Here is a 26,086-nt window from a genome sequence, read left to right as displayed (position 1 = left end):
TTATTCTTCCTTTTTAGATGGAGCTGATAAGCGTGTATTGGCCTCATGAGAGGCTGGTGTAAAGAGGCCTGGTTTTGCACGGTGGCGTGTTAAGGCTAGGGCCATGCCGATTGTTAAAGCAACAGAGAGAGCGGAACTTCCCCCATAGGAGATAAACGGTAAGGTCATCCCTTTAGTGGGGATTAAATGTAGCGATGACCCCATATTGACAAAAGCTTGTAAGCCAAAGCCTGTTATCAACCCGCTTGTGGAGAGGATGATGAAAGGGTTCTTCTCCTCCAATAAGCGATTGAGCGTGGAAAAGACCAAGATAGTAAAGAGCGCGATGATAAAAAGGCACATGACAAAGCCATATTCTTCCCCCGCGACGGAAAAGACAAAATCAGCATGAGCATCGGGTAGGAGGTCTTTAACACGGCCTTCCCCCGGCCCACGTCCGAGCAACCCGCCGTTACCAAAGGCACGCATAGAGGTATCAATTTGGTAATGGTCCCCCACATCGGGGTGGAGGAAGCGTTGCACGCGGGAGTGAACATGCTCAAACACCAGATACGCAACACCAAAAGCCCCTAAAGCTGCGGAGACGAGCATACCAAAGACAATAATAGGCAAGCCATCAATAAAGAGTTGGGTGATGAACACCATGCTAATGACAGATAGCATCCCGATATCTGGTTGGGCTTGAAGGAGTGCAGCAATGACCAGATAAACACCACAAGCGACCAAACGCCCCGGAAATCGCCAACCATTAGAGAGGGTTTTTTCATAACGAAGGTTAAGCAACCACCCCGTCACAACGGCGAAGCAGGGCTTTAGAAACTCCGAAGGTTGCACAGACATTAAGGGTAGGGCAATCCAGCGGCGCGCGCCTTTAATTTCCATCCCATGAATGAGCGTCATGAAGGTGGCTCCCAAGGCCATGACCCCGCCAATGAGCGCAATGCGTAGCACCATGCGCGGGGTCAGGCGGGATGTGACGATGACGACTGCCCCGGCTAAGGCCAAAAAGACCACTTGTTTGAGGATGAACATATTGCGTGAGGCCCCAATGCGGTGGGCCACAGCAGGGCTTGCGGCGAGCATGAGGATATAGCCAAGGGCGATGAGCGCACCAACGCAGCTAAGGCTTACATGGTCGAGACTACGCCACCATTGGGCATGGTGGGAGTTGTTCGTGCGGTCGGATAGAGCCATTAGCGGGCTTCCTCCTCAGCAGGGCAATCGGCATGGCAGAGTGTGCGTGCGAGGGTGGCAAAGGCTGTGCCACGTTCCTCAAAATTACGGAATTGGTCAAAACTCGCGCAAGCGGGGGAGAGAATAATCGGTAAGGGGGTGGTGCTGGCTTGTGCATAGGCCCAAGCGGCGCGGGTGGCTTGCTCCAACGTTGTGCTGATTTCAAAAGCTATATTATGGGCTTTAAGCGTCTCGGCAAGGAGGGGGGCATCCTGCCCAATGAGGAAGGCGCGACTTACATGCCCTAAAACCGGGGCGAGATTTGTAATGCCGCCCTCTTTAGTTATACCGCCAGCAATCCATAAAAGATGAGGAAAAGCCCGTAGAGCGTGGAAGCTGGCTTCCGCATTGGTGGCTTTGCTATCATTGATAAAAGCGATGCCCTTTGCCTCTGCGATATGTTGCAGGCGATGGTCTAACCCGGGGAAGCTGCGTATGCCACGGGCAATGCTTGTATCAGAGAGCCCCAGATGACGCGCTATGAGGCGGCAGGCTTCAATATTCTGGGCATTATGCGGGCCGGGTAGGAAGGGGGCATCCTCCGGGGAAAGGGCATCGGTGATAGTAAGAGTATGGACGTCTAGCCCTTGGGAGGTCAGGCGGGTTTGGAGGGGTTTGCTCCATGAGGCAGCCTCTCCCAAAAGGGCGAGGTCGCCTTTGGTCATGTTATCAAATACATGAGCTTTGGCGGTGAGATAGCCCTCCATAGAGCCATGACGGTGGAGATGGTCAGGTGTTAAATTGAGGAGGACAGCCGCACAAGCGTGATAATGCTCCAGACGCTCGAGCATGTAAGAGGACATCTCGATAACATAAACACCATCATCGCCAAGGGGCGGTAAGGCCAGAGAGGCCGTGCCGAAATTGCCGCCACAATAAGCAGGAATACCGGCCTCGGTGAGGATATGGGTTAATAGAGCCGTAGTGGTGGACTTGCCATTGGTCCCCGTGATGGAGACAAAGCGCGCTTTAGAGCCTGCTTTGCGGGTGACTTGCCAGAGCAACTCCGCATCGGAGAGGATGGGGATGTGCTGCTCTTGGGCAAGGCGTGCCGTAGGGTGTGGCTGCGGTAGATGATGGGCAATGCCGGGTGAGAGGATGAGGGCTGTAAAGCCGGTGAGGTCATCAAGTGGGGCCAGTGTGAGGCTGGGATGGACGGTCAGGGCTTTAGAGAGGGTAGGGCTATGGTCATCCCACGCATGAACCTCCGCCCCCATAGCGAGGAGGGCTTCCACAACAGCAGCCCCATTACGCCCTAGCCCGCATACAGCATAACGCTGCCCGGAGAGGAGGGTTTTAGGCCATGATGAGGGAGGAGGTGATGTGGGATGGGCCATGATTAGCGTATCTTCAACGTAGCGAGGCCACATAGCCCCAAGATGATAGCGACAATCCAAAAGCGTACGACAATCTTTGGCTCTTGCCAGCCCATTTTCTCAAAATGATGGTGGAGGGGAGCCATAAGAAAAATACGTTTTCCCGTTCGGCGGAACCAAAAGACTTGGAGAATGACGGAGATGGTCTCCATCACAAATAACCCCCCTACGAGGCAGAGGACTAGCTCGTGCTTAACCGCTACGGACACCGCGCCTAAAGCCCCACCAAGGGCTAGGGAGCCGGTATCGCCCATAAAGACCTCTGCCGGAGGGGCATTGAACCATAAGAAGCCCAAACCCGCCCCAATGAGAGCCGCGCAGAAGATGCTTAGCTCCCCCGTGCCAGGGACGTGATGAAGCTGAAGATAATCTGCAAAGACGTGGTTACCAACCAGATAGGCGATTAAGGCAAAGACCAAAGCAGCGATGATGGAGGGGACAGTAGCGAGGCCATCAAGCCCATCAGTGAGGTTTACCGCATTACCAAAACCTGTGATGGTGACCATTGCAAAGAGGGGGAACGCATAGCCCAAATGCAACATGAAGGTTTTTGTAAAGGGAAAGGCCACCGCATTGCGGAACTCTGGCGGGGTGAGGGCCTCCATCGCAATGCCTGCAAGACAAGAGATGAGGAACTCCCCACCGAGGCGGAGTTTTTTAGAGACCCCTTTGCTATTGCCTTTGGCGAGTTTGAGGTAATCATCTGCAAAGCCAATAGCGCCAAAGCCTAGCGTGGTGAGTAAGACAGCCCACACAAAACCATCGCGTAAATCTGCCCATAATAGGGTGGAGAGAGCGAGGGAGAAAAGAATAAGGCCCCCGCCCATTGTGGGGGTGCCTGCTTTCTCCAAAATATGGCGTTCTGGCCCTAAAGCGCGGATGGGCTGGCCTTGCCGTTGAATGCGTTTAAGCTGGGCAATAAAAGGTTTCCCCAAGAGGAGGGAGATGATTAACGCCGTTAAGCAAGCACATCCGGCCCGAAAGGTCATATAATGCAGTAGGTTGAGCAGGCCACCATGGGAGGAATAGGGAGCGGCAAGGAGGTTAAACAGCATTAGGCGGACTCTGGGCTATGGGATGATTCGGGTTGGTCTAATAACGCAATGAGGTCACGCATACGGCTTCCCAAGCTGCCCTTTACAAGCAAAACGTCCCCTTTCTGCAAAGCAGGGCGTAGAAGCAGGGCAAGTTGGGTTGATGTCTCAGCATAACCGCCCTGTAGGGATCGGGGAAGGGCCTCGTAAAGGGATTTCATATGCGGGCCACAACAAAAAGTAAGGATGTTATGCTCTGTTAACGGTTGGGCTAGGGCACGATGCTCCTCTGCGGCAAAGGTGCCGAGCTCGCGAATATCCCCCAGGGCGGCAATATGGCGGGGGGCGGGCATTAAGCTTAGCGTCTCCAGTGCTGCACGTATGCTGGGGCCGGAGGCATTATAGCTTTCATCCAATAAGGTGATTTCACCGGGTAAAAGCCGTTGTTGCCCACGCCCCGCCTCGGGCTGGAAGTGGCGTAAAGCCGTGGCCCCCGCCTGGGGCGGAAGGCCCAAAGCAGCCACTGCACCAAGAGCTAAAGCGGCATTGCGGGCGAGGTGAGGCCCCGGGGCTGTAAGTGTAAGCTGTGCTTCCCCCGCCGGCGTGGAGAGATGAAGTTGACTTCCCGTGGCGGTGCAGTGCAGCTCATCACAATGAATGGTTGCATGAGACGTTGTCCCCACCTGCCAGAGGGAGACATCTTGTGGGATAGCGTGGGTGACAGCGGGGAATTGCGCGGCTTCTTCTGGGCAGAGGGCCGTTCCACCCGCTGGTAGAGCCGCAAAGAGGCTGGCTTTTTCCGCAGCGATGGCGTTAAGGCTGCCCATATGGCCGAGATGTGCGCTCCCGATGGTGGTAATAAGGCCAATATCGGGGCGGATTTGAGCCACTAGAGGGGCAATCTCGCCAGGGTGGTTCATGCCCACTTCGCTAATGCAAAAGGCAGCGTCTTGAGGTAAGCGCGCTAAGGTAAGGGGGACGCCCCAATGGTTGTTAAAGGAAGCCACCGAGGCATGAACCTTCCCATAGGCGGCTAAGGCTGTGGTGAGCATGTTTTTGGTTGTGGTTTTGCCTACGCTCCCTGTGATGGCAATGGCCTTGCCTTTAAACTGAGCACGGCGATAACGCCCTAATGCCTCTAGGGCCTGCATCGTGTCCGAGACGAGGAGGAGGCGGGGGTCATCGGTTAAGCCAGCTTTAGCAATGGCTGCACCATCATGCGCCATAACGCAGGCCGCGCCATGCTCTAAAGCCTGCTTGAGATATTGGTGCCCATCCGCATTATGGCCAATGAGTGCAATAAAAAGGTCCCCCGGTTGGAGGCTGCGCGTATCAATACAGACAGCACGGACATGCACATCACCGGTGAGCCGGCCTTGTGTGGCGTTGCGGAGGTCTTGGCTTGTCCAAAGTGGGGCTGTGCTGGTGGGCATTATGATAACTCCGCAGCGAGGGCGGCTGTGAGTGTACGGTCATCAAAAGGATGGGTTACCCCGTTGATAATCTGGCCAGTCTCATGGCCTTTCCCAGCGATGAGCAGCACATCACCTTCTCTGAGGCTCTCAAGAGCGGTTTGGATAGCGTCTTTGCGGTTACCAATCTCTTGCGCTTGGGGAGCTGTCGCGCGGATGGCGGCACGGATAGTGGCGGGGTCTTCGCTGCGGGGGTTATCATCAGTAATGATGACCTCATCAGCGAGATGAGCGGCAATCTGCCCCATGAGAGGGCGTTTGCCTTTGTCGCGGTCGCCTCCTGCACCAAAGACCACCACCAACCGCCCCGCTGCGTGGGGGCGGAGGCTGAGGAGAACATGCTCTAATGCATCAGGCGTATGGGCGTAATCGACATAAGCGCAGGCCCCGTTAGGGAGGGTTGCGACCGGTTCACAACGGCCCGGTACCCCTTTTAAATGGGGGAGCAGGGCGATGATGGCGTCTGCTTCCTCCTCATGTTCCCAGCAAAGAGCGGCGGCAAGCAATGCATTTTCCGCTTGGAACCGCCCCGGCAGTGGGAAGTGAATAGGCGGTAATGTACGGCCATAAAGCTGGATGGTGAGGTCTTGCCCATGTGGGGTTGGTTGCGCACCGAGAAGGCGGATTGTCTCACCCTTTGTGCCGACTGTGCGGAGTTTTAGAGCGCGTTTTGCGGCAATACGCTGGAGGGCGTCTCGGCTCTCAACATCTATATCATCATTGATGACCGCAAGCCCCCCTTCCGGCAATAGGGTGCTAAAGAGGGAGAGCTTAGCGTCTCGATAGTCCTCCATCGTGTGATGATAATCGAGATGATCACGCGTGAGGTTGGAAAAACCCGCTGCGGTAATGGCCACGCCATCAAGCCGTTTTTGATGAAGCCCGTGGGATGATGCCTCTAAGGCAACATGCTCAACACCATAGGTTTTTAGGCGCGCGAGTGTTGTTGCTAAGCTAACAGCATCAGGCGTGGTTAAGGCTGGCAGAGGGGGCATCTCTACATCGCTGATGAGGCCTAACGTGCCGAGGCTGGCAGCTTTATAATGGCGGAGTTGATAAAGCTGACGGAGGAAGTCAGCTGTGCTGCTTTTGCCATTTGTCCCCGTAATGGCGGTGATATGTGCTGGTTGTGGCCCTGCGAGGTAAGCGGCCGCTTGGGCGAGGAAATGGGCTGGGTTCGCTACAGGGATGAGGGGGGCTGTATGGCCGTTTTCATGTCGCTCCGGCGGGAGGGTTTCCCCTTGTTTGGGGGCAAGGATGATTGCGGCTGCCCCTTGGGTAATCGCGGCGGGGATGAAGTCTCGCCCATCATGTTTATGGCCGCTTAGGGCGACAAAGAGGCTCCCCGCTTTGACCTGCCGACTATCAGCCGTGATTGCGGTGATGAGGGGGTCATGCGTGCTGGGGGAGGAGAGAGCGTAGCGATGGAGTAAGGCAGAGAGTTTCATGAGCAGGGCCTAATGAGCGTGATGAGGGGTATGTTTAGCAGCGAGGCGATTAACAGCCGCCGCGCCGGGGTCATTACCAGGGCCAAGGGGGCGACGTACTCCCGGTGGGACGGGTGGGGTCAAAGCAAGGGCGAGTTGGTCATCAAGCTGCTGGGCCTTCTCCGGCGGGACGGGAAAGAGGCCCAGCATAGGGGCAACGCGTGTGACGATTTTGGAGAATGTCGGTGCGGCAATCCAGCCGGCGGTTGTCCAGCCATGGGTTTCTGCCGTACCTTGGGGGGCATCCAGCATGACATAGAGTGCATAGCGTGGGGCGTTCATGGGGAACATGCCGGTAAAGGCGGTAATATTGACGTGTTTAAGGTACCCGCCATGTGCCCCGATTTTCTCTGCTGTGCCGGTTTTCCCACCAACGAGATAGCCGGGGCTTTCGGCCTTTTTACCGATGCCTTTTGTAACAACGAGCCGTAAAATACGCCGTAATAGGTCTGCATTGTGGGTGGAGATGAGATGTGGGCCTTTCTCCTCCTCAGCCATCACGACATCATCATTTAGATGATCGCGGGCTAAGAGTGTAGGGGTGACGAGGTACCCACCATTCCCCGTTGTGGCTGTCCCACGGACGATAGCGAGAGGGGATTCCGCAACACCATGACCAAAGCCTACGGTCATAACGGTGGTTTCCCCCCAATTTTTGAGGGAAGGGACGATGGGACGGCCCGCCTCGGGGAGTTCGACTGGGACGCGGTCGAGGAAGCCCATATTTTTAAGCCAATCATGTTGGCGTTCCCGCCCGACATCTAGGGCAATATGAGCTGAAGCAGGGTTGGAGGAAAACGCCATGACCGATGGTAGAGCCAGCCAAGGGGCGAAATGGTCGGTCTTTAAGTCGGAGATTTTAAACCGCCCTACCTTGATAGGAGTGGTAGAGAATTGGTCCCACGGATGCGCTACCCCAAGCTGTAACGCCATAGCTGCTGTTTGTAGCTTAAAGGTCGATCCCGGCTCATACATACCTGTTACCGCACGGTTAAAGCGTGCATCATCTGAGGCATGGGCGAAGTCATTCGCATCATAATCAGGCAAGCTAATCATAGCGATGATTTCCCCCGTATGGACATCCATGAGGATGGCCGAGGCCCCGATAGCGCGGAAGCGTGTTTTGGCTTCATTAAGTTCATCGCGCATTGCCGCTTGCACGCGGGCATCAAGGGAGAGGCGCAGGGGTGTGCGGTCGCTGAGGAGGCGTTGATTAAAATATTTCTCCACCCCTGCAATGCCGTGATTATCAATATCCACAGCCCCTAATATTTGCGCGGCAAGCGTGCCAAGCGGGTAATGGCGTTGTTCACCATTCTCAAAATAAATGCCGGGGATGCCTAGATTATTAATTGCCAATTCATCAACAGGGGCAATATTGCGGGCGAGATAAACGAACTGTTTTTTCTGCTTTAAGCGGCGAATGGTCTCAGGGATATTTAGGTTAGGCAATATGGAATGGAGTTGTTTGGCAACATCTTCAGGCTCAATAATTTCCATCGGGTTGGCGTAAACTTGCACAACTGGCAGAGAGAGAGCCAAAGGCTGGCCGTTACGGTCTGTAATGGTAGCGCGTTGAATATTAGGCAGTACAAACCCACTGCCAGCGAGGGCTTTAGGGTCTGGGTGGGGAATGTCAGGAATAATCGCCCCGACCTGATTAGGAAGCGGGGCCATAGGGGCAAGAATGGTGGCAAAGAGGGCCTTTAACGCGACCCCACCATAAAGAAAGAGAAATCCCATCCCCAAATAGATGAGCCGATTATGGCTTGTTTCTAACCAGCTAAAAGGGTTTTGCTTACGGTCATTGCGCCATTGCCGACAGGCCGCTACCCAACGGAGGAGAAAAAAGGGCCTCCGTTGTTTCTTATGAGCTGTATGGGAAGGTTTGGCAGCCATGGGGCGGGGGTTCGGTTACGAAAGAGGTGGAGGAGGGGAGCGGTACGCCTTACCGCTTTGATTAGTTCGTTAAAGGCGTAGGCGGGGGTAAGGGGGCTTGGTCGTCATCACCAAAAGAGAGGGCGGATGTATGGATGCCCCTTTCATGGCTGTGGTGTCCCTCTTGGTGAGAAGCAGACGGATGCCAAGCGACATCATCCGTAGCCTCTGTATGGGGATGGGACGTTACAGAATGGCTTTTGTGAAGGATGGTAGCATCTGCATCATGCCGGTGAGGGCGTGTAGCTTTAGTATTATCAGGCCCGCTAAGTAAGGCAAGGTCTTGCTCTAAACTGTGGTTTGTGACGCTCTGCTTATCCGCAATGCTGGCGGGGCTGTGCGTGTGTGTGATGTGGTGTTCAGTGAGGGGGCTATCATCATGCGGGGTCGCTGTTGTGGGGGCAGCAGGCGTGGTGAGGGCCACTAATGTACGCCGTGCTTGCTCCCGCGCAGGTGTCATGGCAATGACATGATGGCTGATTGCAGGGAGTCTCTCTCGTAAATTGGCAAGCTGAACAAATTGTGTAGGCTCGACCTGCCTTAGTTGAGGCAGCACACGTTGCGATAACGCAGAGAGGCGGTCTGGCTGGTTGAGCAACGCCCATTGTGTGCGGAGTATTGCCGTCTCTTGCTGGACGCGGCGGGTTTCCTCCACTGTTTTGCGAATATCCTGATTGAGCACGAGGGTTTCATGCTTCTTTGTATAAAGAAAGAGGCCAGACCCAGCGGCCATCGCGGCGCAGAGAAGAGTAGCAAAACGGATCATGCGGAAGCTCCATGGGCGGAAATGCGCCGCAGAGCGCGCAAACGTGCGCTGCGGGAACGAGGATTAAGGGTAAGCTCTGTCTCGGAGGGAGAGCGAGGGCGTGTATGGAGCAGCGCAAAAGCGGGGGCTTCTGCCTGCTGTAAGGAGAGAGGGGTATGGCGTGACGGCCCTGCAACACGGCCCGTTAGCTGGGCAAGGGCGCGCTTAACCATTCTATCCTCTAGGGAATGGAAGGTCACAATACAGAAAATACCGCCCGGGGCGAGCAAGTTAGGGGCCGTTTTTAAGGTGCGCTCTAGCTCGCCTAATTCGTCATTCACAGCGATGCGGATGGCTTGGAAGCTCCGCGTTGCAGGGTCGAAATTGGGTCGTTCTTTCGGCACAGCCTTGCGGATGATTTCGGCAAGTTGCCCTGTCGTCTGGAGGGGGCCGCTCTGGCGGGCATCTACAATAGCGCGGGCAACCCGGCGGGAGCGGCGTTCCTCCCCATAATGGTACAGAATATCTGCCAGAGCAGCTTCGCTCTCCCCATTGACGATATCGGCCGCACTAGGGCCGGTTGCGCTCATCCGCATATCCAAAGGCCCATCATGACGGAAGGAAAAGCCGCGTTCTTCTTGGTCGAGTTGGAAGGATGAAACACCGAGGTCCAAGACGATGCCATCAAAAGGTCCATATGCGCCGACAAGCTTCTCCATCGCGCTAAAGGTGCCTTGATGGAGGTGCAATCGCCCCTCTGAGGCGGCAATGAGAGGCTGGCCGCGTTTAATCGCATCAGGGTCGCGGTCAATCGCATGGACTGTGCAGGGCGCGGCGCGGAGGAGGGCACGACTATAGCCGCCACCGCCAAAGGTGCCATCCAGATAAGTCCCGCCCGGTTTAGGGGCTAATGTCTCTAGCACTTCTGGCAGCATAACGGGGAAGTGCCCTTCCTGCCGCATATCTTCGGCAATGCGATACATATCGTGGTTCATGGTGCGGACTCCTCACGCGGGGAGGTGACCTTGCGGCGGCCTAGCTCACGCGCATGGCTGCGCGCCTGCTTCCTACGGTCTTCAGCAAGAGCGGGGTTCCATATCTGAAAGACACGCCCAAGCCCCATAAAAGTAACGTCCCCCTCTAGGTTGGCATATTCCTTTAACGCTTTGGGGAGGTTGACGCGTCCCTCTTTATCGCAATCAAGCGGGTAGGCATCAGCGTAAAGGCTTGTGGCGAGGTCGTCATGCTCCTCAGAGAAAGGATCATATTCATCCAACGCATTGGAGAAGGCGAAGAAGGCAGAGGATGTCCAACCTTCTAAGCAATCATGGAGGTGGGAAGGGCGGATAATCATCATCGCATCACCCGGCCGGGCATTATCGCGTAGGACTGCCCGAAAGGGTGAGGGGATGGAGATGCGTCCTTTTGCATCCACCTTGCTGGCATGGGTACCGAGAAACATAGTCATGTTGTGAAATGCTCCTCCCCTTTACCTGAGTGATGGATACAACGTCCCACAAATTGGGAGCTTATGGGGTATCATGGGATTTTATGGGTCGTCAAAGTTTTATTGTGCAAAAACGGCGATAAAGTGCGTTTTTTAGGCAGAAAAAAGGAGGCAAAGGGAGGGAAAACTATTTTAAAATTAATGAACGATGAATGGAGGGTAAATAGATTCTATCGGGCTGTTAGGAGTGTATCTCTTGTGAAAAGAAGGGCTTGTGGGATGACAGAAAAAGGCCTCCTTCTTGTCATGGTGATGGCAAATCTCATGATGAAGCTTTGTTGTGATTAAAAGAATGTTAGGGAAAGAGGGATAAGGGCCAGATGGTCTGTAAGCCGGGTTCTGTCCTATCCCCTTACGGGGATGGGGCGATCATTCCTCTGGGATGTATTTTGCAATACACCTCACGCAACCAACCCGAATGACGGGGCAGGCACCCCCAGCCATATGTGGCTTGTCATTCCTATTCGGTCTTGCTCCCGGTGGGGTTTACCATGTCCGCTGCTGTTGCCAGCCGCGCGGTGCGCTCTTACCGCACCGTTTCACCCTTATCCGCATCACCCTTGTAAAAAGGGGGATAGGCGGACGGTTTTGTTTCTGTGGCACTGTCCCTAGGGTCACCCCCGCCGGCCGTTAGCCGGCACCGTCTTCCTGTGGAGCCCGGACTTTCCTCCCTAGCCCTTTTAAAGAGCTACAGCGATCGCCCGACCATCTGACTGGGCTGCTTATGCCTGCCTCATGGGGGGAGGTCAAGTTAGTGGAAAAGGTTAGGGGGTGAGGGGGCGATATAATCCGGGGGAGCCTGCGTCGGTCATGATGCTTTGGCCAGCACGATCAACGCGAAGGTGAAATAACAGCTCAGCCGATGGTGTTGTGCCGGGGCAGCCATTCCCATGCCGTCCCAAGACATCAATGGAGGGTACGGGTGTACTCGCATCCCCGTTGACGACCATAACAAGGCAGCGGCGTGGCATGGTGGTAAGGCCTTTACGGGTAATGACCGTCCGTAAATGCTCTACCAAAGCCGTATTATCGAACCAGCTTAGCTTATTAAAGGTGAAACGGTCATAGAGGTTATCTAGTGCGCCTGTTCTCACAAAAATGAACATTAAGAAAAAGGCTGGGACGATAACAATGAGTCGGCGGATGATATGCTGTTTGAGAGAGCGCGGCGGCCTTGGGCGGCGGCGGCCAAGGCGTGGGGGCGTGTTGTCTGTCACGATGATGAACCTGCATGTTTTGAATGAGGGGATGAGCAGTGAGATAGCAAAACCGCCCTGCTAAAAGCAAAGCAGGACGGTCTTGCATTGTGATGACTGGGGAGAGCGAGGGGAGGGAGCTTTTTTAAGCTCCCATATCCTCATGCCATGCATCTCCCGTTGAGGCGATGAACTTACGCGCCTCCTCTGGTCCGTAAGAACCTGCGGGATAATGTGTCATGGGCACTTTATTAGCCGCCCATGTCTGCAATGTAGGTTCAACCCATGCCCATGCGGCTTCTACCTCATCGCGGCGGATAAAGAGAGCGGGGTAGCCGCGTACAGCATCTAGCATGAGACGCTCGTAAGAATCGGGGATGAGAGAGCCATCAGCCGGGGCGAAGCGTCCGTCCATAGCACCATGCTGGAGGGAAAAGTCCGCAGCAGAGGGGTTTTTGATGTTCAGGGCCAGGCCAAAGCCCTCATCAGGCTGAAGGCGGATGACAAGGCGGTTATGCTCCCCGTCTTTACCAAACAGAGAGGAAGCTGTTTTTTTGAAGGTCACCACCACCTCGCTCACTTTTTTATGAGAGCGTTTGGCGGTGCGGATATAGAAGGGGACATCCTTCCAACGTGGGGTATCGACATAAGCGCGCATAACGGCGTAAGTCTCTGTTGCGCTCTCTGTACCCAGCTCCTCTAAATAACCGGGGACCTTCGAGCCAGCCATCTCGCCAGCAACATATTGGGCGCGGAGTGTCTCCTGTGCCACCTTATCAGCTGGGATGGGGCGCAGGGCTTTGAGAACCTTCACCTTGGCATCGCGAACAGAATCTGCACCAAGGTCTGCCGGGGCTTCCATCGCGCATAGGCTAAGCACTTGCAGCAGATGGTTTTGAATCATATCGCGCAGGGCACCGGATGTATCATAATAAGCAGCGCGGCCCTCGACCCCCACCGTCTCTGCGGCAGTGATTTGGATGCTTTGGATATGCTCAGCCGACCATACTGCGTTAAAAACAGGGTTAGCAAAGCGCAGGGCGATGATGTCTTGTACAGTCTCTTTGCCGAGATAATGGTCGATGCGGAAGATTTGTTCTTCTTTAAAAAAGCGGCTTACACCTTCATTAATAGCGCGGGCAGAGGCACTATCGGTCCCAATGGGTTTCTCCAGCACAACGCGGGATTGTGGCGTGATGAAGCTGAAGCGATTCAGATTCTCGCTAATCGCCTCAAAAAGCTGTGGCGCAGTGGAGAAATAAAAGACGCGGATGCGGTCTGCTGGGGATTGCTCTAAGAGTGCATGGAGGTCATCCCAATTATGGTCGCTTTTAGTGCCATCAAGTGTGATGTAATGCACTTTTTTGAGGAAACGCTCAATGAGGGCTGCATCCTTATGGGCGGGAGGCAGAAAATGCTCCAACGCTTCCCGTGCCCGCTCCCGATACTCATCGCATGAGAGTTCTGAGCGTGCCGTGCCGATGATGCGTGCATCTTCAGGAACATGCCCGATACGGAGCTGATTATACAGAGCGGGGAGGAGCTTGCGCATCGTCAAGTCGCCCGTCCCACCGAAGATGACATAATCAAACGGTGCGGTTTGTTGAGAGTAAGCCATAATGGGCGTACCTTTCCTAAAGGGGAAATTAGGGTGAGGCGAAAGCGACCTCTTATTTCTGGTTTCTTACCTTTAAAGCCTCTAGCCTTGTTTATTCAAGCCATAACCGCATCGCAGGTGAGGAAGCCGCAGTGATGGAGGGTATGGTGGGGCTATGCAAAATTATGAGGGATGCTGTTACGCCTTATTTAGAACTGCTATTTTGCTCTTTGTGAGCATTTTTGGCGATTTTAAAGTCGTTTTATCCCCTTCATGACGGAGGGTGTGCTTTTTTCCCACAGGGAGCGGTATTGACCCCTTCAAAAGGGGGCGATAAGCCGCCTAAACATCGTAGCGTGTAATTGTTGAGTAGGGAGGCAGAGAGATTATGGATATGAATCATAATGAAGAAGGTACGGTAACAGGCGGTATTGCGGTGGATCGCTTGCGTTCTATCATCGAGCGTGTGGAGCGTTTGGAGGAGGAACGTAAAGCATTAGGGGCGGATATTCGTGATATTTTCACCGAGGCAAAATCCGCTGGGTTTGATGTAAAAGTGGTCAAACAGATTATCAAATTGCGTAAGCAAGAGCCTGCTGAGGTTGAGGAGCAAGAAACATTGCTGGATATTTATCGGCGCGCTTTAGGCATGTAAGGCGGTTATGGCAGGTCAGGTAATTCGGTATGTGTTTTGCAGGCTTGTTGTAATACGCTGATAAAATGGTTGATGAGAGGTGGTTGTTCGCCTCTGCGCACCCCAATCGCGAGGGCTGCATGGGGGGCAGGCCGTGCGATTTTATGGAATGTCACCCCACCTGTATGAAGTTGGTGGAGTGATTGGGGGACGATGGACACCCCCAAGCCTGCGGCCACAAGGGGGATGGTTCCTGCAATTTGTGGGGCTTGTTGGCCAAGGGCAGGCGTAACTCCGGCATCGCGATAAGCCGCTAATATAGCGTCAAAGAATCCCGGCCCTAATTCCCGCGGGAAGATGATGAGTGGCTCGGTGGCTAAGCGGCTGAGGTGAATCTCTGCTACATCGGTAAAAGGATGCCCTTTCGGTAAGGCGATGAGGGTCGGTTCATCTAATAAAGGAATGACATGGACATTCGCTTGATCCGGCACAGGCGGGCGCAAAATTGTGATGTCCGTGCGGTAGGAGAGTAAGGCCTCGCACAAGGCGGGGGTATTGCTTTCTTCTAGGGAGAGGGTAACGCCCGGCGCAATGGTGCTGAATTGGCGGATAGCAAAAGGAATGCTGGGGAGGAGGGGGACAGCCCCTGCTAAGCCAATGCGTAGATGGCCCTTCTCCCCTCTGGCAAGGCCGTGTGCATCCTCAATGAATTGACGGCGTAAGTCGAGAATCAAACGCGCATGGGGCAAGAGTGCGCGTCCGGCTTCTGTTAGGCTGACACCGCGTGCTTGGCGGCGAAAGAGGGCAATGCCGAGTGTATGTTCTAAACGGCGGATTTGTTGGCTGAGGGGTGGTTGTTCCATCCCTAGCTTTTCAGCAGCATGGGTGATGTTGCCAGTCTCAGCAATGGTCACAAAATAGCGAAAATGACGAATCTCCATAGGATCCATATATAAGATATATGGTGGTAATGGTAACTATATATTTGTGACCTTCCCTAACCTGCTTTAGGGAAGAAGAGAGTAACAACACAGGGGGCAATATGACTCGACCTTCAGGTGTAAAGCCGAACCGGCTTTTCCAGACATCTACCATGGCCGCGTTGTTGGACGCTGTTTATGACGGTGAAATGACGCTGGGTGAGCTGGTTCAGCATGGTGATTTCGGTCTGGGTACGTTTGATGCTCTAGATGGTGAGATGATCGTCACCGAAGGGGAGGTACGGCAGTTCCGCTCCGAGGGGATTGCTTCTGGTACGACAGCGGATATGAAGACCCCTTTCGCTTGTGTGACCTATTTTGAGCCTGAAAAGACCGTCACAATTGATAAGCCCATGAGCAAAGAAGAGTTTGAGGCTCTTGTAAATGAGCTTATCGATAACCCTAACCTCTTTGGGGCTGTGCGGTTTACCGGTGAGTTTGAGAAAGTCGATACACGCACAGTCTTTTGCCAGCATAAGCCTTACCCGGGCATGTTGGAGGTTGTGGCCAAGCAGCCGACCTTCAAAATGGGGGAGATTAGCGGTGTGATGCTTGGCTTCCGTACCCCGCCTTATATGCAAGGGATTAATGTTGCAGGTTATCACCTCCATGTTTTGAGTGATGATCGCAAGCATGGCGGGCATGTGACGGATTACCGTGTGAAGTCTGGCAAGCTGGAAGTCGCCCGTATGTCCGACTTGGAAATCTCCCTGCCAAAGACAGAAGAATTCGCTAAGGCCGACCTCCTGCCAGCAGGCTTGCATGAGGCTATTCGCACGGCTGAGGGCGGTTGATTTTTACTTGGTTTGATATGTTTACAATAACACCGCCTAGATAATGGCGGGGTTATATGGGATTAGGAACGTAGCTCATGACGCAGAAGAAAGCTCCTAACGCGGGCAAAACAACAGCGGATCTTATCGTCCGTAATTTAGAAGCCCATGGCGTTGACCATATTGTCGGGATTCCCGGTGCAAAGATTGACCGTCTCTTTGAGGCATTGGAAGATTCTCCCATCCGCACCATTGTAGCGCGGCATGAGCAAAATGCCGTCTTTATGGCGGGGGGGATTGGCCGTATCACGGGTAAAGCTGGTGTAGCGATTGCCACATCTGGCCCCGGTGTGTCCAACCTGACAACCGGTTTGGCAACAGCAACCTCCGAGGGTGATGCTGTCCTCACCATTGGCGGGGCTGTTGGGCGTGCTGATTTGCTGAAATTGACCCATCAAAGCATGGATACAGTCAGCATGTTGCGCCCGGTGACGAAATATAGCGCAGAGATTGGTGATCCCGCTGCGGCCTCCGAGGTTATCGGCAATGCGTTGCGTGCAGCAGAGAGCCCCCGGCAGGGCGGTGCCTTTGTAAGCATCCCGATGGATGTGCTGAACGCAGAAATCACCAAAGATTATCCGCTAATGGGTAAACGCAGCTTTGCTAAAGCTGGCCCAGCCCCAGAGGATGAGATTAAGGATGCCGCTGCGGCGATTAAGAAGGCTAAAAAGCCGGTCGTCCTATTGGGGATGAAGGCCAGCAAGCCTGAAAATGCCGAGGCAATCCGTGCTTTTATTAAGGCAACCAACTTACCGGTAACGGAGACCTACCAGGCTGCTGGTACTCTCTCTAAAGACTTGCAATCGCGCTTCTGTGGTCGGATTGGGTTGTTCCACAACCAGTATGGTGATTACCTGCTGCAAGAGGCGGACCTTGTCATCGCTATTGGGTATAACCCCATTGAGTATGATCCCGGCCTTTGGAACACGAAGCCTGATCGCCCGATTGTGAATATTGATGTCGTTCCGGCTCAGCTGGACAATGCCTTTAATCCAGAAATTGAGTTGATTGGCTCCATTGTTCATACATTGAAGCATCTGACGCGGGAGGTTTCTGGCCTTTCCAACGGTGCCGCTTTGGATAAGATTTTAGAGCTGTATCGTGCCTCTCAAAAGCTCGCTTTCGAGAAGGCAAAAAGCACCCAGCAGGGGATGCTCCATCCGCTTGAGATCATCAAGGTGATGGAAGACATCGTCGCGCAGGATATGACAATCTGTTTGGATATGGGGTCCTTCCATATTTGGCATGCGCGTTTCTTGGACGTCTTCCGTGCACGGCAGATGCTCATCAGTAACGGCCAGCAGACGATGGGCGTTGCTCTGCCATGGGGTATGTCTGCCAGCATCCTTAACCCAGCGCAGAAGGTTATTTCCGTCTCTGGCGATGGTAGCTTCATGATGTCCTCTATGGACCTGGAGACGGCTGTTCGTCTGAAGAGCAACCTCATCCATATCATCTGGGTGGATCAGCACTTCAACATGGTCCGTATTCAGGAAGAGAAGAAATATGGCCGTGATGCCGCAGTAGCATTCGGTCCGATTGACTTTGCAGCCTTTGCCCGCTCTTTTGGGGCGAAGGGGATTAACGTCAATAGCGTAGAGAGCTTTAAAGCTGCTCTGCGTGAGGGGATGGAGACACAAGGCCCGGTTGTGATTGCTGTGCCTGTTGATTATGCCGATAACCCTGGCCTAATGGACCCGCTACCGGCTCTTACTAAGTAAGAGGTAGCCTTTTATTAGGTCGTGAGGAGAGGGGGCGTGATGAACGCCCCCTTTTTTCATCAGAGGTATTAGTATAGATGAGAGTGATTATCATTTAGTAATCTCATTGATTATTAAGTTTAGTCACATTTTGTTTTATTGATTGTTCATTAAGCCCCTCATACAACAAGCCATTATGAAAATTGGCTTATTTATTCCTTGTTATATAGATGCATTCTTTCCCAAAACAGGCATTGCAACGTTGGAGTTGCTGGAGAAATTGGGGCAGGATGTTGAGTATCCTATGGACCAAACCTGTTGTGGTCAGCCTATGGCGAACTCCGGGTGCAATCGCGATGCGAAAGAGACAGAAGCACTCTTTATCCGCAATTTCGCTAAATATGATATGATTGTGGCTCCATCTGGGAGCTGTGTTCATCATATTCGTGAGAACTTTGATGCGATTGAGCAGACTGATGAGGTCCGTCATGTGCGGCAAAATACGTATGAGCTTGTAGAGTTCATTCATGATGTGCTGCGGGTGCGGGAGTTCCCTTGGGCAGAGTTTCCTCACAAAGTAGGGCTGCATAATAGTTGTGCAACATTACGCGCTTTGCGTACGGCCAGCATGTCCGAGTTGGGCGAGCCGTTCTTCTCCAAACCTAAGACGTTACTTTCTGCGGTGAAGGGTATTTCCTTCGCAACACCGAAACGCCCTGATGAATGTTGTGGTTTTGGCGGCACATATTCCGTAACGGAGGAAGCCGTCTCAGCACGGATGGGGTTGGATAAAGTGAATGATCACCATAATGCGGGGGCGGAATATATTGTCTCTGCCGATACATCTTGCATGATGCACCAACAAGGCTGTGCGGAGCGCAATGGCGTGCCAATCCGCTTTATTCATATTGCTGATATTCTTAATGGAGCGCGCTCATGAGGGAGAAGCCAGTCCCGCATGCCTCATTGGCGGCTGAGTTTTTAAAGGATGATCTGCATCGCATTTTTCATGATGAACGTCTTTGGGGGATGCGGCAGAAACGGGATGAACAAATGCATGAGCTGCCAGAATGGCAGGAGCTGCGCCAACAAGCATCCCGGCTTAAAGAGCATACACTCGCCCATTTGCCGCATTATTTGGAGCAATTTGAGCAGAATGCAAAAAAGAATGGGATTCACGTCCATTGGGCACGCGATGGGGCAGAGCATAACCGCATCGTAGAGGGCATCCTCAAGGCGCATGGTCATTCATCCATCATCAAAAGTAAGTCGATGATTACCGATGAATGTGAAATGCGCGAATATTTGGAGCCTAAAGGCATTACCGTTACGGAGACAGACCTCGGCGAGCGCATCCAACAGTTGGATAATCAGCTGCCTAGCCATGTGGTGGTCCCCGCGGTGCAGAAGCTTACCAAAGATGTTGCGAAGGTTTTTGCCAAACATTACCACACAGACCCTGCGATTGATGACCCTCACGCTTTGGCAGAGGCACAACGCAATGCAGCGCGTCCCGTTTTGCTGAGTGGCGATACAGGCATGACGGGGGGGAACTTCCTTGTTGCAGAGACAGGGAGTTTTGTGGTGTGTACTAATGAAGGCAATGCGGATTTAAGCGCGAATTTGCCGAATCTACATATCGCGACATTAGGGATTGAACGGCTTGTGCCGCGGATGGAGGATTTAGGCGTGTTTATACGCTTATTATCCCGCAGCGCGCTTGGCTCACCCATTACGCAATATACAACGCATTTCCGTAAGCCGAAGAAGGGCGGGGAGATGCATGTCATCCTTGTGGATAATGGCCGCTCAGAACGGTTGGGGATGGAGGATTTTTGGTCCTCGCTCAAATGTATTCGCTGTGGGGCGTGTATGAACACCTGTCCCGTTTATCGGCGGTCTGGTGGTCAGTCTTATGGTGCGGTTTATTCTGGCCCTATCGGGGCGATTATCGACCCTACGTTTAATGCGAAGAAGTTTAGCACACTTCCCTTTGCCTCCACGATGAATGGAAGCTGCACTAATGTATGCCCGGTGAAGATTGATATTCACGACCAGCTTTATAAATGGCGGCGTATTTTAGCCGAGCGGCATGAAATTCCTTTTGTGAAAAAGGAAATTATGAAGATGGCCGGGCGGTTATTATCCCAGCCGAAATTATATCGCCTCTCCATTAGCGGGACAGAGGTGGCTTTAAAAACCATGCCGCGTTTTGTGCTGTATAATTATTTGAACCCATGGGGAAAACATCGCGAGCTCCCTCACCCGGTGAAGGAGACATTCCATAGTTGGTACAAAAAGAACCGTTTAAAGAAAGAGACTACCGCGCAGGAGGGGACATCATCATGAGTGATAAGGCTATGAGCGCGCGTGATGTCATTCTTGGTCGTTTACGGGCGGTGAAGTCCCCTGCGGAGGAGGCTTACCCTTTGCCTCCCATTGTGATGCTGGGTGACCAAGATGCTAGCCCGGAGCGTTTTGAATCCAACCTTGCTTTGATGGGCGGGCAGATGATTCATCGCCAAGATGGTGAGACGGTGGAGGCAGCGATTGCGCGTGCTTTCCCTAAACGGCGTAATCTCTGCACCGCTGTGCCTGAAGTAAAAGGCACGTTACGAATAGAGGACCTCACCACGCACCAAGAGGCAGATACAGTGGATGTTATGGTGGTGCGTGCAGCCTTTGGCGTGGCGGAGATGGGCGGTATCTTCCTTAGCGAAGTGGAGTTGAAGGACCATCTCGCAGATGTCCATCTTGCACAGCATTTGGTTGTTCTGCTCGCCAAAGATGAGTTGGTCGGGAACATGCATAATGCCTACCGGGAACGTTCGGAGTTCCGTACAGCAGGGTATGGCGTGTTAATGTCCGGTCCTTCTGCCACAGCGGATATTGAAGGGGTCTTAATCCGCGGCGCACAAGGCGTGCGCAGCCTTTCGGTTATATGGGCGTAGCGATAAAGGGGAGGGGCGTTGGGATGAAGGCGTCCCTCCCTTTAAAGGTTTAAGCGTTACGAGAGGCTGTTACGCGGTCTTGTACATAGCGGAGTAATTCTGGCAGCCCATCCCTGCTGACCCCGGAGAGGAGATGGACCTCCGCGCCAGAGGCAGCTTCCAAAGCGGCTTTACGTTCTGCAATATCTTCTGGCAGAAGTGCATCGCATTTATTAAGGACTAAAACCTCTGGTTTAGCAGCAAGGCCTTCATCATAGGCTTTGAGCTCTTTACGAATCATCCGCCAATTTTGGACGAAATGTTCATCTGTCCCATCAATGAGGTGGATGAGTAGCGCGCAGCGTTCCACATGGCCGAGAAAGCGATCACCCAGCCCTGTACCTTCGCTTGCGCCCTCAATGAGGCCGGGAATATCGGCAATGACGAACTCTTCCATAGCGTTAAGACGCACAACGCCAAGTTGAGGATGTAGGGTTGTGAAGGGATAATCAGCAATCTTTGGCCGGGCACGCGAGGCAACAGAGAGGAGAGTGGACTTACCTGCATTGGGTAGGCCCACAAGGCCGACATCGGCAATGAGTTTCAGTCGGAGCCAAACCCAGCGTTCCTCCCCGGGGAAGCCTTTATCCGCACGGCGCGGGGCCCGGTTGGTGCTGCTTTTATAATGAGCATTACCAAGCCCGCCATCACCCCCCTGACAGAGCAGAACGGTTTTATTATCTTCATCAAGGTCAGCAAGAAGGGTCTCACGGTCTTCATCAAAGATTTGCGTACCGATGGGCACATCAATGATGACATCATCCGCTCCAGCCCCCGTTCTGTTGGAGCCAGCCCCATTCCCTCCCTTACGGGCGCGGAAATGTTGAGTGTAGCGGAAGTCGATTAATGTATTAAGGCTCGGCACAGCCCGGACGTAAATATGCCCACCCCGGCCACCATCACCGCCATCAGGGCCGCCAAACTCGATATATTTTTCGCGCCGGAAAGCGACCACACCATCCCCCCCATCACCGGAGCGGACATAGATTTTAGCTTGATCAAGAAATTTCATGAGAAAGACCGCATGTACGAAGGGAGGAGGGGAGAAGAAAAAAGGCCGGCACCATGATGGAGCCGACCCTTCCTCATGCTCTGCGCCTATAAGGGCAACAGAGAGTGTTACTCAGCAGCTTCTGCTAGGGCAACGGACACATGGACCTTACCACCAGCACGACGCTGGAAGCGCACGCGGCCATCAACGAGGGAGAAAAGTGTATGGTCACGGCCCATACCGACATTCTCACCCGGATGCACCTTTGTGCCACGCTGACGGACGATGATGTTCCCAGCGATGACGCTCTGGCCACCAAATTTTTTCACACCGAGGCGGCGGCCTGCGCTATCGCGCCCGTTACGGCTGGAACCACCTGCTTTTTTTTGTGCCATGACTGTGTCTCCTTAAAGAACGGGCGAAGTTACGCGGCGTTGATTGCGGTAATACGCAGAACAGTTACCGGCTGGCGATGGCCATTCTTACGGCGGCTATTCTGACGGCGGCGTTTTTTGAAGATGATGACCGTTGGCAAGCGATCTTGGGCAACAACCTTAGCGGTAACACTAGCCCCTTCGACCAGCGGAGCCCCAACCTTGGTGCTGCCTTCACCACCAACCATAAGAACATCGGAGAAGGTCACTGTGCTACCAGCCTCAGCCTCTAGCTTTTCGACCTTCAAGATAGCGTCTTTAGCAACGCGATATTGTTTCCCGCCCGTGCGGATGACTGCAAACATGCAAAACTCTCTTTATGTTACCGAAGCCTCTGGCCCTTAGCCTCACCTAGCTTTGTAGGTTTGGCAGACCCGCTCGCTTTTTTTCATTGGTTCAAACAATTTCCTACCAGTGGTAGAAAACCATAGGAACAGTGGGGTTCTGTACTGCTTTTCCCTTGTATCGTCAATAAATAAAGTAGGATTTATGGGTTGCAGGGGAGGATTGACGAGAGGATGAGAGGGGAAACCCCTTGCCAAGTGGGTAAAATCTCGCCATAACACCGGCATTACTTGGTGGTGTCCGGGCATAGTCCCGGCTTTAGCCCCAAGCCCCGGAGAGGTGCCAGAGTGGTCGATTGGGGCGGTCTCGAAAACCGTTGAGCGTGCAAGCGTTCCGAGGGTTCGAATCCCTCTCTCTCCGCCAAGGATTCCGTATTTTTTACATATGAATCATCATAGAAGATGCTAGTCTCGGGTAGATTGCTGCTTATACAGCAGAGTTTAGGGAGCTGCAGGATGAAGACGCGTATCATTCTAACGGTATTATCAGCCACGGTTATGGTCTCTTTAAGCCATGCTGGATGTGCGAAGTCTAAGCAGAATCCTAATATAGACCCGCGAGACCCGGGCATGTTTGTTATTTTCAATAAGGCAGAGCATGGCAATGCAAGTGCTCAGAGTGTCATGGGGAACGCTTATCTTTTTGGGATAAGTGTTGCACAGGATGAAGTAAGAGCGGCTGAATGGTATAAAAAGGCGGCAGATCAAGGTGATGTGCCGTCTCAATCGAAGATGGGTGAGTTTTACGACCAAGGCATAGGTGTGCCTCAAGATTACGCAAAAGCTGCCATGTGGTACCAGAAGGCGGCTGTTGAAGATGATGTTACAGCCCAAGAGGGGCTTGGGACGTTATACCGGTTGGGGCGGGGTGTTCCTCAAGATTATGGCAAGGCCTTAGAATGGTATCGGAAGGCCGCAGAGCAAGATGATTCAGTGGCTCAATATAATATTGGGTTATTATACGAGTACGGGCAGGGCGTTCCCCAAGATTATAACGAAGCTTTAAAATGGTATCAAAAGGCCGCAGCTCAAGATGATGACTTGGCGTTAGCAAAGCTTGGAGAGCTTTATAGGGATGGCCATGGTGTCCCGCGTGATTATGCAAAGGCGTTTGCTCTGTTCCAAAAAGCAGAGAAGCAAGGTAGTGCAGCGGCAGCCTATGATATAGGTTTGGCTTATGAGAATAAGCAGGGCGTGAAGCGCGATGAAGATACCGCTTTAGCGTGGTATAAAAAAGCCGCCGAGGCAGGTTACGCCCCTGCCCAAACTAAACTGGGGACAATCTATTGGGGGTGGCAAGACCTCGATACGGCGATAGCCTATTTGGAAAGTGCCGCTGCACAAGGTGATGATGTTGCGGCTTATACTTTGGGGCTCATATATTTAGAAGAACATTCAACAAGGCGGGATGTGCATATAGCGGCAAATTGGCTTCGTAAAGCAGCATCTATGGGTAATATAGATGCACAGAAGAAGTTAAAGAAGCTGTGATATAAAACAGATAATATTGTGTTGAAAAATAAGATCATAAATTGTTTCAGCTTCACGTGCCGAGGATCAGCAATATAATATGATTCTTGTTCCTCCCGGTATTGTGAAACTGATGCTCCATATTCACGAGGATGGTGGCGGTGTTTTCATTGCCGCCACCGTATTAGTGTTTGTTTTTGCTCGCCCAGCCCTTCAATACCAAGTCGTATTTCATCACCTTCTTGCAGCCAAAGGGGTGGCTTGTGCCCCATCCCCACGCCGGGTGGGGTGCCAGTGGCGATGATGTCGCCGGGGAGGAGGGTCATGTACCGGCTGAGATAGGCGATAATCTGCCTGACGGAGAAAATCATAGTCGCTGTCGAGCCATCTTGCCGGCGTGTGCCATTCACATCCAGCCAGAGACGGAGTTGCTGTGGCTCGGCAATTTCATCAGCCGTGACGAGATAGGGACCAACAGGTCCGAAATTATCGCAGCCTTTGCCTTTGTCCCATTGTGAGGATTGCATTTGGAAGCTGCGTTCTGACACGTCATTGATGATGCAGTATCCTGCCACATAGTCCAAAGCGTCCGCTTCTGTCACATAGCGTGCCGTGCTGCCGATGATGATGCCTAGCTCCACCTCCCAATCCATCTGTGTGGCATGGGGGGGAATGGGAATATCATCATAAGCACCACAAAGGGCAGAAGGAGCTTTTAGAAAGACGATTGGCTCTTGCGGGATGGGAAGACCGGCTTCTTCGGCGTGGTCAGCATAGTTTAGGCCAATGCAAACACATTTAGAAACATGACTAACAGGTACGCCGAACCGTGGAGAGCCCTCTACAAGTGGCAAGGTCGCTGTATCAATCTTCGCTAGTTGGGCAAGGGAGTGGGGAGAGAGGCGCTCTGGTGTTACATCATCCCAAAGGCTGGAGAGGTCTCGTATTGTGCCAGAGCTATCAATTAATCCGGGTTTTTCAGAGCCGAGGAGGCCATAGCGGCAGAGTTTTGTCATGATGGAGTATTCTCCAATGTCTTTATGCCAGTCATCTGCGCCAGTCTTTCAACAATCGTTCCACATCGCTGCATGAAGGCGTCTCGGCTATAATGTGCATCAATATAGCTTTTAGCGGCTATGCCATAGCGGTGCAGTTCTTCAGGGTGTTGGAATATCTCTGCTAAGGTCTCACAGAATGTTTCTGGGATATGGTCAGGCTGGAGGATAAACCCCGTTTTACCGGGTTGGACGCTATGACGCATTTCCCCCACTGGTGTGGCAATGACAGGGAGGCTCATATTCATGGCTTCATGCGCGGCAAGGCACATGCCCTCATAGCGTGAGGGTTGCGTATAAAGATGGAGTGTCTTGAGGAAAGACGTGACATTTGTTTGAAAGCCTAAAAGAAACACATGGTGTTGAAGCCCATATGTTTTGATGAGGCTTTCTAACTCGGCACGTTGGGGGCCATCTCCAGCAAAGGAGAGGCGGATATGGTCGGCCCATTGTGGGTAACGCTGGCGGAAGAGGGCAAGGCCTTCAATCAAGAGGGGATAATTTTTAACCTCATGTAAGCGGCCTGTAGTGCCAATATGCAGCGGTGTTGTGCCATCCCATTGCGGGGCTGGATGGCTGTTAGGCGCAGCAATATAAAGTGGCCAGCATGTTATCTTTGCTGGAGGAATCTCCATAACATCCTGTAAAAATTGTGCAACATAAGGGGAATCCGCCACCCATAACCGTGTGATGGGCCGCCCCGCTGTCGTGGTAAAACGGATGCTTGCACTATTCTTCCAGCTCACAACGGGGATGGAGAGGATTTTCCCCGCAAGTTGGCCGAGTAACGTAGCGCGGCTTAGGGAGGTCCAAATAATATCAGGGCGGTCTCTGCGGAGTAAGCGTAAAATACGCAAGAGCGTGAGGAGGAAAGGCCGCCTTTTTGTCCCAAGTAGTCGATACGGGATGCCTGCGCGATCAAGATACGGGGCGGCTCCCATATCGCGGGGTTCACATGCGGTGACATCAACATGATGCCCATAGGTTTTAAGGGCATGAACGATGTCAGGAATGGCAAATTCCGCCCCGCCTGTCTCTAAACTTGTGACGAGATAATGGATTTTCATAAT

At 53.0% G+C, this 26,086-nt stretch carries 24 protein-coding genes, 1 tRNA gene and 1 other RNA gene; 8 read left to right on the top strand and 18 right to left on the bottom strand.

Going from position 1 to position 26,086, the window contains the following annotated elements; translation table 11 throughout:
- The 12 genes from GM556_RS04890 to zwf form a co-directional block, all read right to left on the bottom strand.
- Nucleotides 1-1,194 (bottom strand): FtsW/RodA/SpoVE family cell cycle protein, encoded by a 1,194-nt coding sequence (locus tag GM556_RS04890; RefSeq protein WP_155579427.1) that lies wholly within the window; start codon nucleotides 1,192-1,194, stop codon nucleotides 1-3.
- Nucleotides 1,194-2,570: a UDP-N-acetylmuramoyl-L-alanine--D-glutamate ligase gene (gene murD, locus GM556_RS04885; protein WP_155579426.1), complete on the bottom strand. Its 1,377-nt coding sequence runs from the start codon at nucleotides 2,568-2,570 to the stop codon at nucleotides 1,194-1,196. Before murD ends, GM556_RS04890 begins: the two co-directional genes overlap by 1 nt.
- A gap of 2 nt (nucleotides 2,571-2,572) precedes the next feature.
- Nucleotides 2,573-3,664, bottom strand: coding sequence for a phospho-N-acetylmuramoyl-pentapeptide-transferase (gene mraY, locus GM556_RS04880; RefSeq protein ID WP_155579425.1), 1,092 nt, complete (start codon nucleotides 3,662-3,664; stop codon nucleotides 2,573-2,575).
- On the bottom strand, nucleotides 3,664-5,076 hold the full coding sequence (gene murF / locus GM556_RS04875) for a UDP-N-acetylmuramoyl-tripeptide--D-alanyl-D-alanine ligase (RefSeq protein WP_155579424.1): 1,413 nt from the start codon (nucleotides 5,074-5,076) through the stop codon (nucleotides 3,664-3,666). The genes mraY and murF overlap by 1 nt, the downstream gene beginning before the upstream one ends.
- Nucleotides 5,076-6,563 carry a UDP-N-acetylmuramoyl-L-alanyl-D-glutamate--2,6-diaminopimelate ligase gene (locus GM556_RS04870; protein ID WP_155579423.1) on the bottom strand — a complete coding sequence of 496 codons (1,488 nt, stop codon included), beginning with the start codon at nucleotides 6,561-6,563 and terminating at the stop codon, nucleotides 5,076-5,078. The genes murF and GM556_RS04870 overlap by 1 nt, the downstream gene beginning before the upstream one ends.
- A 9-nt stretch (nucleotides 6,564-6,572) precedes the next feature.
- Nucleotides 6,573-8,345, bottom strand: coding sequence for a penicillin-binding protein 2 (locus GM556_RS04865; RefSeq protein WP_230873299.1), 1,773 nt, complete (start codon nucleotides 8,343-8,345; stop codon nucleotides 6,573-6,575).
- A 217-nt stretch (nucleotides 8,346-8,562) separates the two neighbouring features.
- Entirely contained in the window at nucleotides 8,563-9,306 is a 744-nt protein-coding gene (locus tag GM556_RS04860) for a hypothetical protein (protein WP_155579421.1), read from the bottom strand.
- Nucleotides 9,303-10,247: a 16S rRNA (cytosine(1402)-N(4))-methyltransferase RsmH gene (gene rsmH / locus GM556_RS04855; RefSeq protein WP_155579481.1), complete on the bottom strand. Its 945-nt coding sequence runs from the start codon at nucleotides 10,245-10,247 to the stop codon at nucleotides 9,303-9,305. Before rsmH ends, GM556_RS04860 begins: the two co-directional genes overlap by 4 nt.
- 29 nt (nucleotides 10,248-10,276) lie before the next feature.
- Complete coding sequence (mraZ, locus tag GM556_RS04850) at nucleotides 10,277-10,753, bottom strand: division/cell wall cluster transcriptional repressor MraZ (RefSeq protein WP_155579420.1); 477 nt, start codon at nucleotides 10,751-10,753, stop codon at nucleotides 10,277-10,279.
- A 351-nt stretch (nucleotides 10,754-11,104) separates the two neighbouring features.
- Nucleotides 11,105-11,505: RNase P RNA component class A (rnpB, locus tag GM556_RS04845), an RNA gene on the bottom strand.
- Nucleotides 11,506-11,556: 51 nt separating this feature from the next.
- Nucleotides 11,557-12,009: a hypothetical protein gene (locus GM556_RS04840; RefSeq protein ID WP_370513588.1), complete on the bottom strand. Its 453-nt coding sequence runs from the start codon at nucleotides 12,007-12,009 to the stop codon at nucleotides 11,557-11,559.
- 124 nt (nucleotides 12,010-12,133) lie between these two features.
- A complete protein-coding gene (gene zwf / locus GM556_RS04835; protein ID WP_155579419.1) occupies nucleotides 12,134-13,606 on the bottom strand; it encodes a glucose-6-phosphate dehydrogenase in 1,473 nt (490 codons plus the stop codon).
- A 367-nt stretch (nucleotides 13,607-13,973) separates the two neighbouring features.
- Between zwf and GM556_RS04830 the strand changes: the two genes are divergently transcribed.
- Nucleotides 13,974-14,240 (top strand): DUF2312 domain-containing protein, encoded by a 267-nt coding sequence (locus tag GM556_RS04830; RefSeq protein ID WP_155573333.1) that lies wholly within the window; start codon nucleotides 13,974-13,976, stop codon nucleotides 14,238-14,240.
- Nucleotides 14,241-14,245: 5 nt separating this feature from the next.
- Here GM556_RS04830 and GM556_RS04825 read toward each other — a convergent pair whose 3' ends face one another.
- Nucleotides 14,246-15,160, bottom strand: a complete 915-nt coding sequence (locus tag GM556_RS04825; protein ID WP_155573332.1) for a LysR family transcriptional regulator — start codon at nucleotides 15,158-15,160, stop codon at nucleotides 14,246-14,248.
- A gap of 101 nt (nucleotides 15,161-15,261) precedes the next feature.
- On the opposite strand from GM556_RS04825, the gene budA reads away from it, so the two are divergent.
- The 5 genes from budA to GM556_RS04800 all read left to right on the top strand — a co-directional run bounded on the left by budA (nucleotide 15,262) and on the right by GM556_RS04800 (nucleotide 20,683).
- Nucleotides 15,262-15,993, top strand: a complete 732-nt coding sequence (gene budA, locus GM556_RS04820) for an acetolactate decarboxylase (protein WP_099027182.1) — start codon at nucleotides 15,262-15,264, stop codon at nucleotides 15,991-15,993.
- A 77-nt stretch (nucleotides 15,994-16,070) separates the two neighbouring features.
- Nucleotides 16,071-17,753 (top strand): acetolactate synthase AlsS, encoded by a 1,683-nt coding sequence (alsS, locus tag GM556_RS04815; protein ID WP_155579418.1) that lies wholly within the window; start codon nucleotides 16,071-16,073, stop codon nucleotides 17,751-17,753.
- A gap of 175 nt (nucleotides 17,754-17,928) precedes the next feature.
- Nucleotides 17,929-18,672: a (Fe-S)-binding protein gene (locus GM556_RS04810; RefSeq protein WP_155573330.1), complete on the top strand. Its 744-nt coding sequence runs from the start codon at nucleotides 17,929-17,931 to the stop codon at nucleotides 18,670-18,672.
- The gene (locus GM556_RS04805) at nucleotides 18,669-20,081 is read left to right on the top strand and encodes a lactate utilization protein B (protein WP_155573329.1); all 1,413 of its coding nucleotides are present in this window, start codon (nucleotides 18,669-18,671) and stop codon (nucleotides 20,079-20,081) included. The genes GM556_RS04810 and GM556_RS04805 overlap by 4 nt, the downstream gene beginning before the upstream one ends.
- An 11-nt stretch (nucleotides 20,082-20,092) precedes the next feature.
- Nucleotides 20,093-20,683 carry an LUD domain-containing protein gene (locus tag GM556_RS04800; RefSeq protein ID WP_155579479.1) on the top strand — a complete coding sequence of 197 codons (591 nt, stop codon included), beginning with the start codon at nucleotides 20,093-20,095 and terminating at the stop codon, nucleotides 20,681-20,683.
- Nucleotides 20,684-20,732: 49 nt separating this feature from the next.
- On the opposite strand, the gene obgE is transcribed toward GM556_RS04800, so the two are convergent.
- From obgE to rplU, 3 genes are all read right to left on the bottom strand, one after another.
- Nucleotides 20,733-21,734: a GTPase ObgE gene (gene obgE, locus GM556_RS04795; RefSeq protein ID WP_155573328.1), complete on the bottom strand. Its 1,002-nt coding sequence runs from the start codon at nucleotides 21,732-21,734 to the stop codon at nucleotides 20,733-20,735.
- 107 nt (nucleotides 21,735-21,841) lie between these two features.
- Nucleotides 21,842-22,108, bottom strand: coding sequence for a 50S ribosomal protein L27 (gene rpmA, locus GM556_RS04790; protein WP_099027177.1), 267 nt, complete (start codon nucleotides 22,106-22,108; stop codon nucleotides 21,842-21,844).
- A 29-nt stretch (nucleotides 22,109-22,137) separates the two neighbouring features.
- Nucleotides 22,138-22,452: a 50S ribosomal protein L21 gene (gene rplU / locus GM556_RS04785; RefSeq protein ID WP_155579417.1), complete on the bottom strand. Its 315-nt coding sequence runs from the start codon at nucleotides 22,450-22,452 to the stop codon at nucleotides 22,138-22,140.
- Nucleotides 22,453-22,765: 313 nt separating this feature from the next.
- On the opposite strand from rplU, the gene GM556_RS04780 reads away from it, so the two are divergent.
- Nucleotides 22,766-22,855, top strand: a tRNA-Ser gene (locus GM556_RS04780).
- Between the two features lie 92 nt (nucleotides 22,856-22,947).
- Nucleotides 22,948-23,982: a tetratricopeptide repeat protein gene (locus GM556_RS04775; protein ID WP_196424771.1), complete on the top strand. Its 1,035-nt coding sequence runs from the start codon at nucleotides 22,948-22,950 to the stop codon at nucleotides 23,980-23,982.
- A 146-nt stretch (nucleotides 23,983-24,128) separates the two neighbouring features.
- On the opposite strand, the gene GM556_RS04770 is transcribed toward GM556_RS04775, so the two are convergent.
- Nucleotides 24,129-24,977 carry a fumarylacetoacetate hydrolase family protein gene (locus GM556_RS04770; RefSeq protein WP_155579415.1) on the bottom strand — a complete coding sequence of 283 codons (849 nt, stop codon included), beginning with the start codon at nucleotides 24,975-24,977 and terminating at the stop codon, nucleotides 24,129-24,131.
- Nucleotides 24,974-26,083, bottom strand: a complete 1,110-nt coding sequence (locus GM556_RS04765; RefSeq protein ID WP_155579414.1) for a glycosyltransferase — start codon at nucleotides 26,081-26,083, stop codon at nucleotides 24,974-24,976. Before GM556_RS04765 ends, GM556_RS04770 begins: the two co-directional genes overlap by 4 nt.
- Nucleotides 26,084-26,086 lie beyond the last annotated feature (3 nt).

It is taken from the genome of Bombella sp. ESL0378 (assembly GCF_009725845.1).
In the GTDB taxonomy this organism is placed as follows: Bacteria; Pseudomonadota; Alphaproteobacteria; order Acetobacterales; family Acetobacteraceae; genus Bombella; species Bombella pollinis.
Note: the sequence above shows the minus strand (reverse complement) of the source record. Positions and strands in the feature narration are given on the sequence as shown.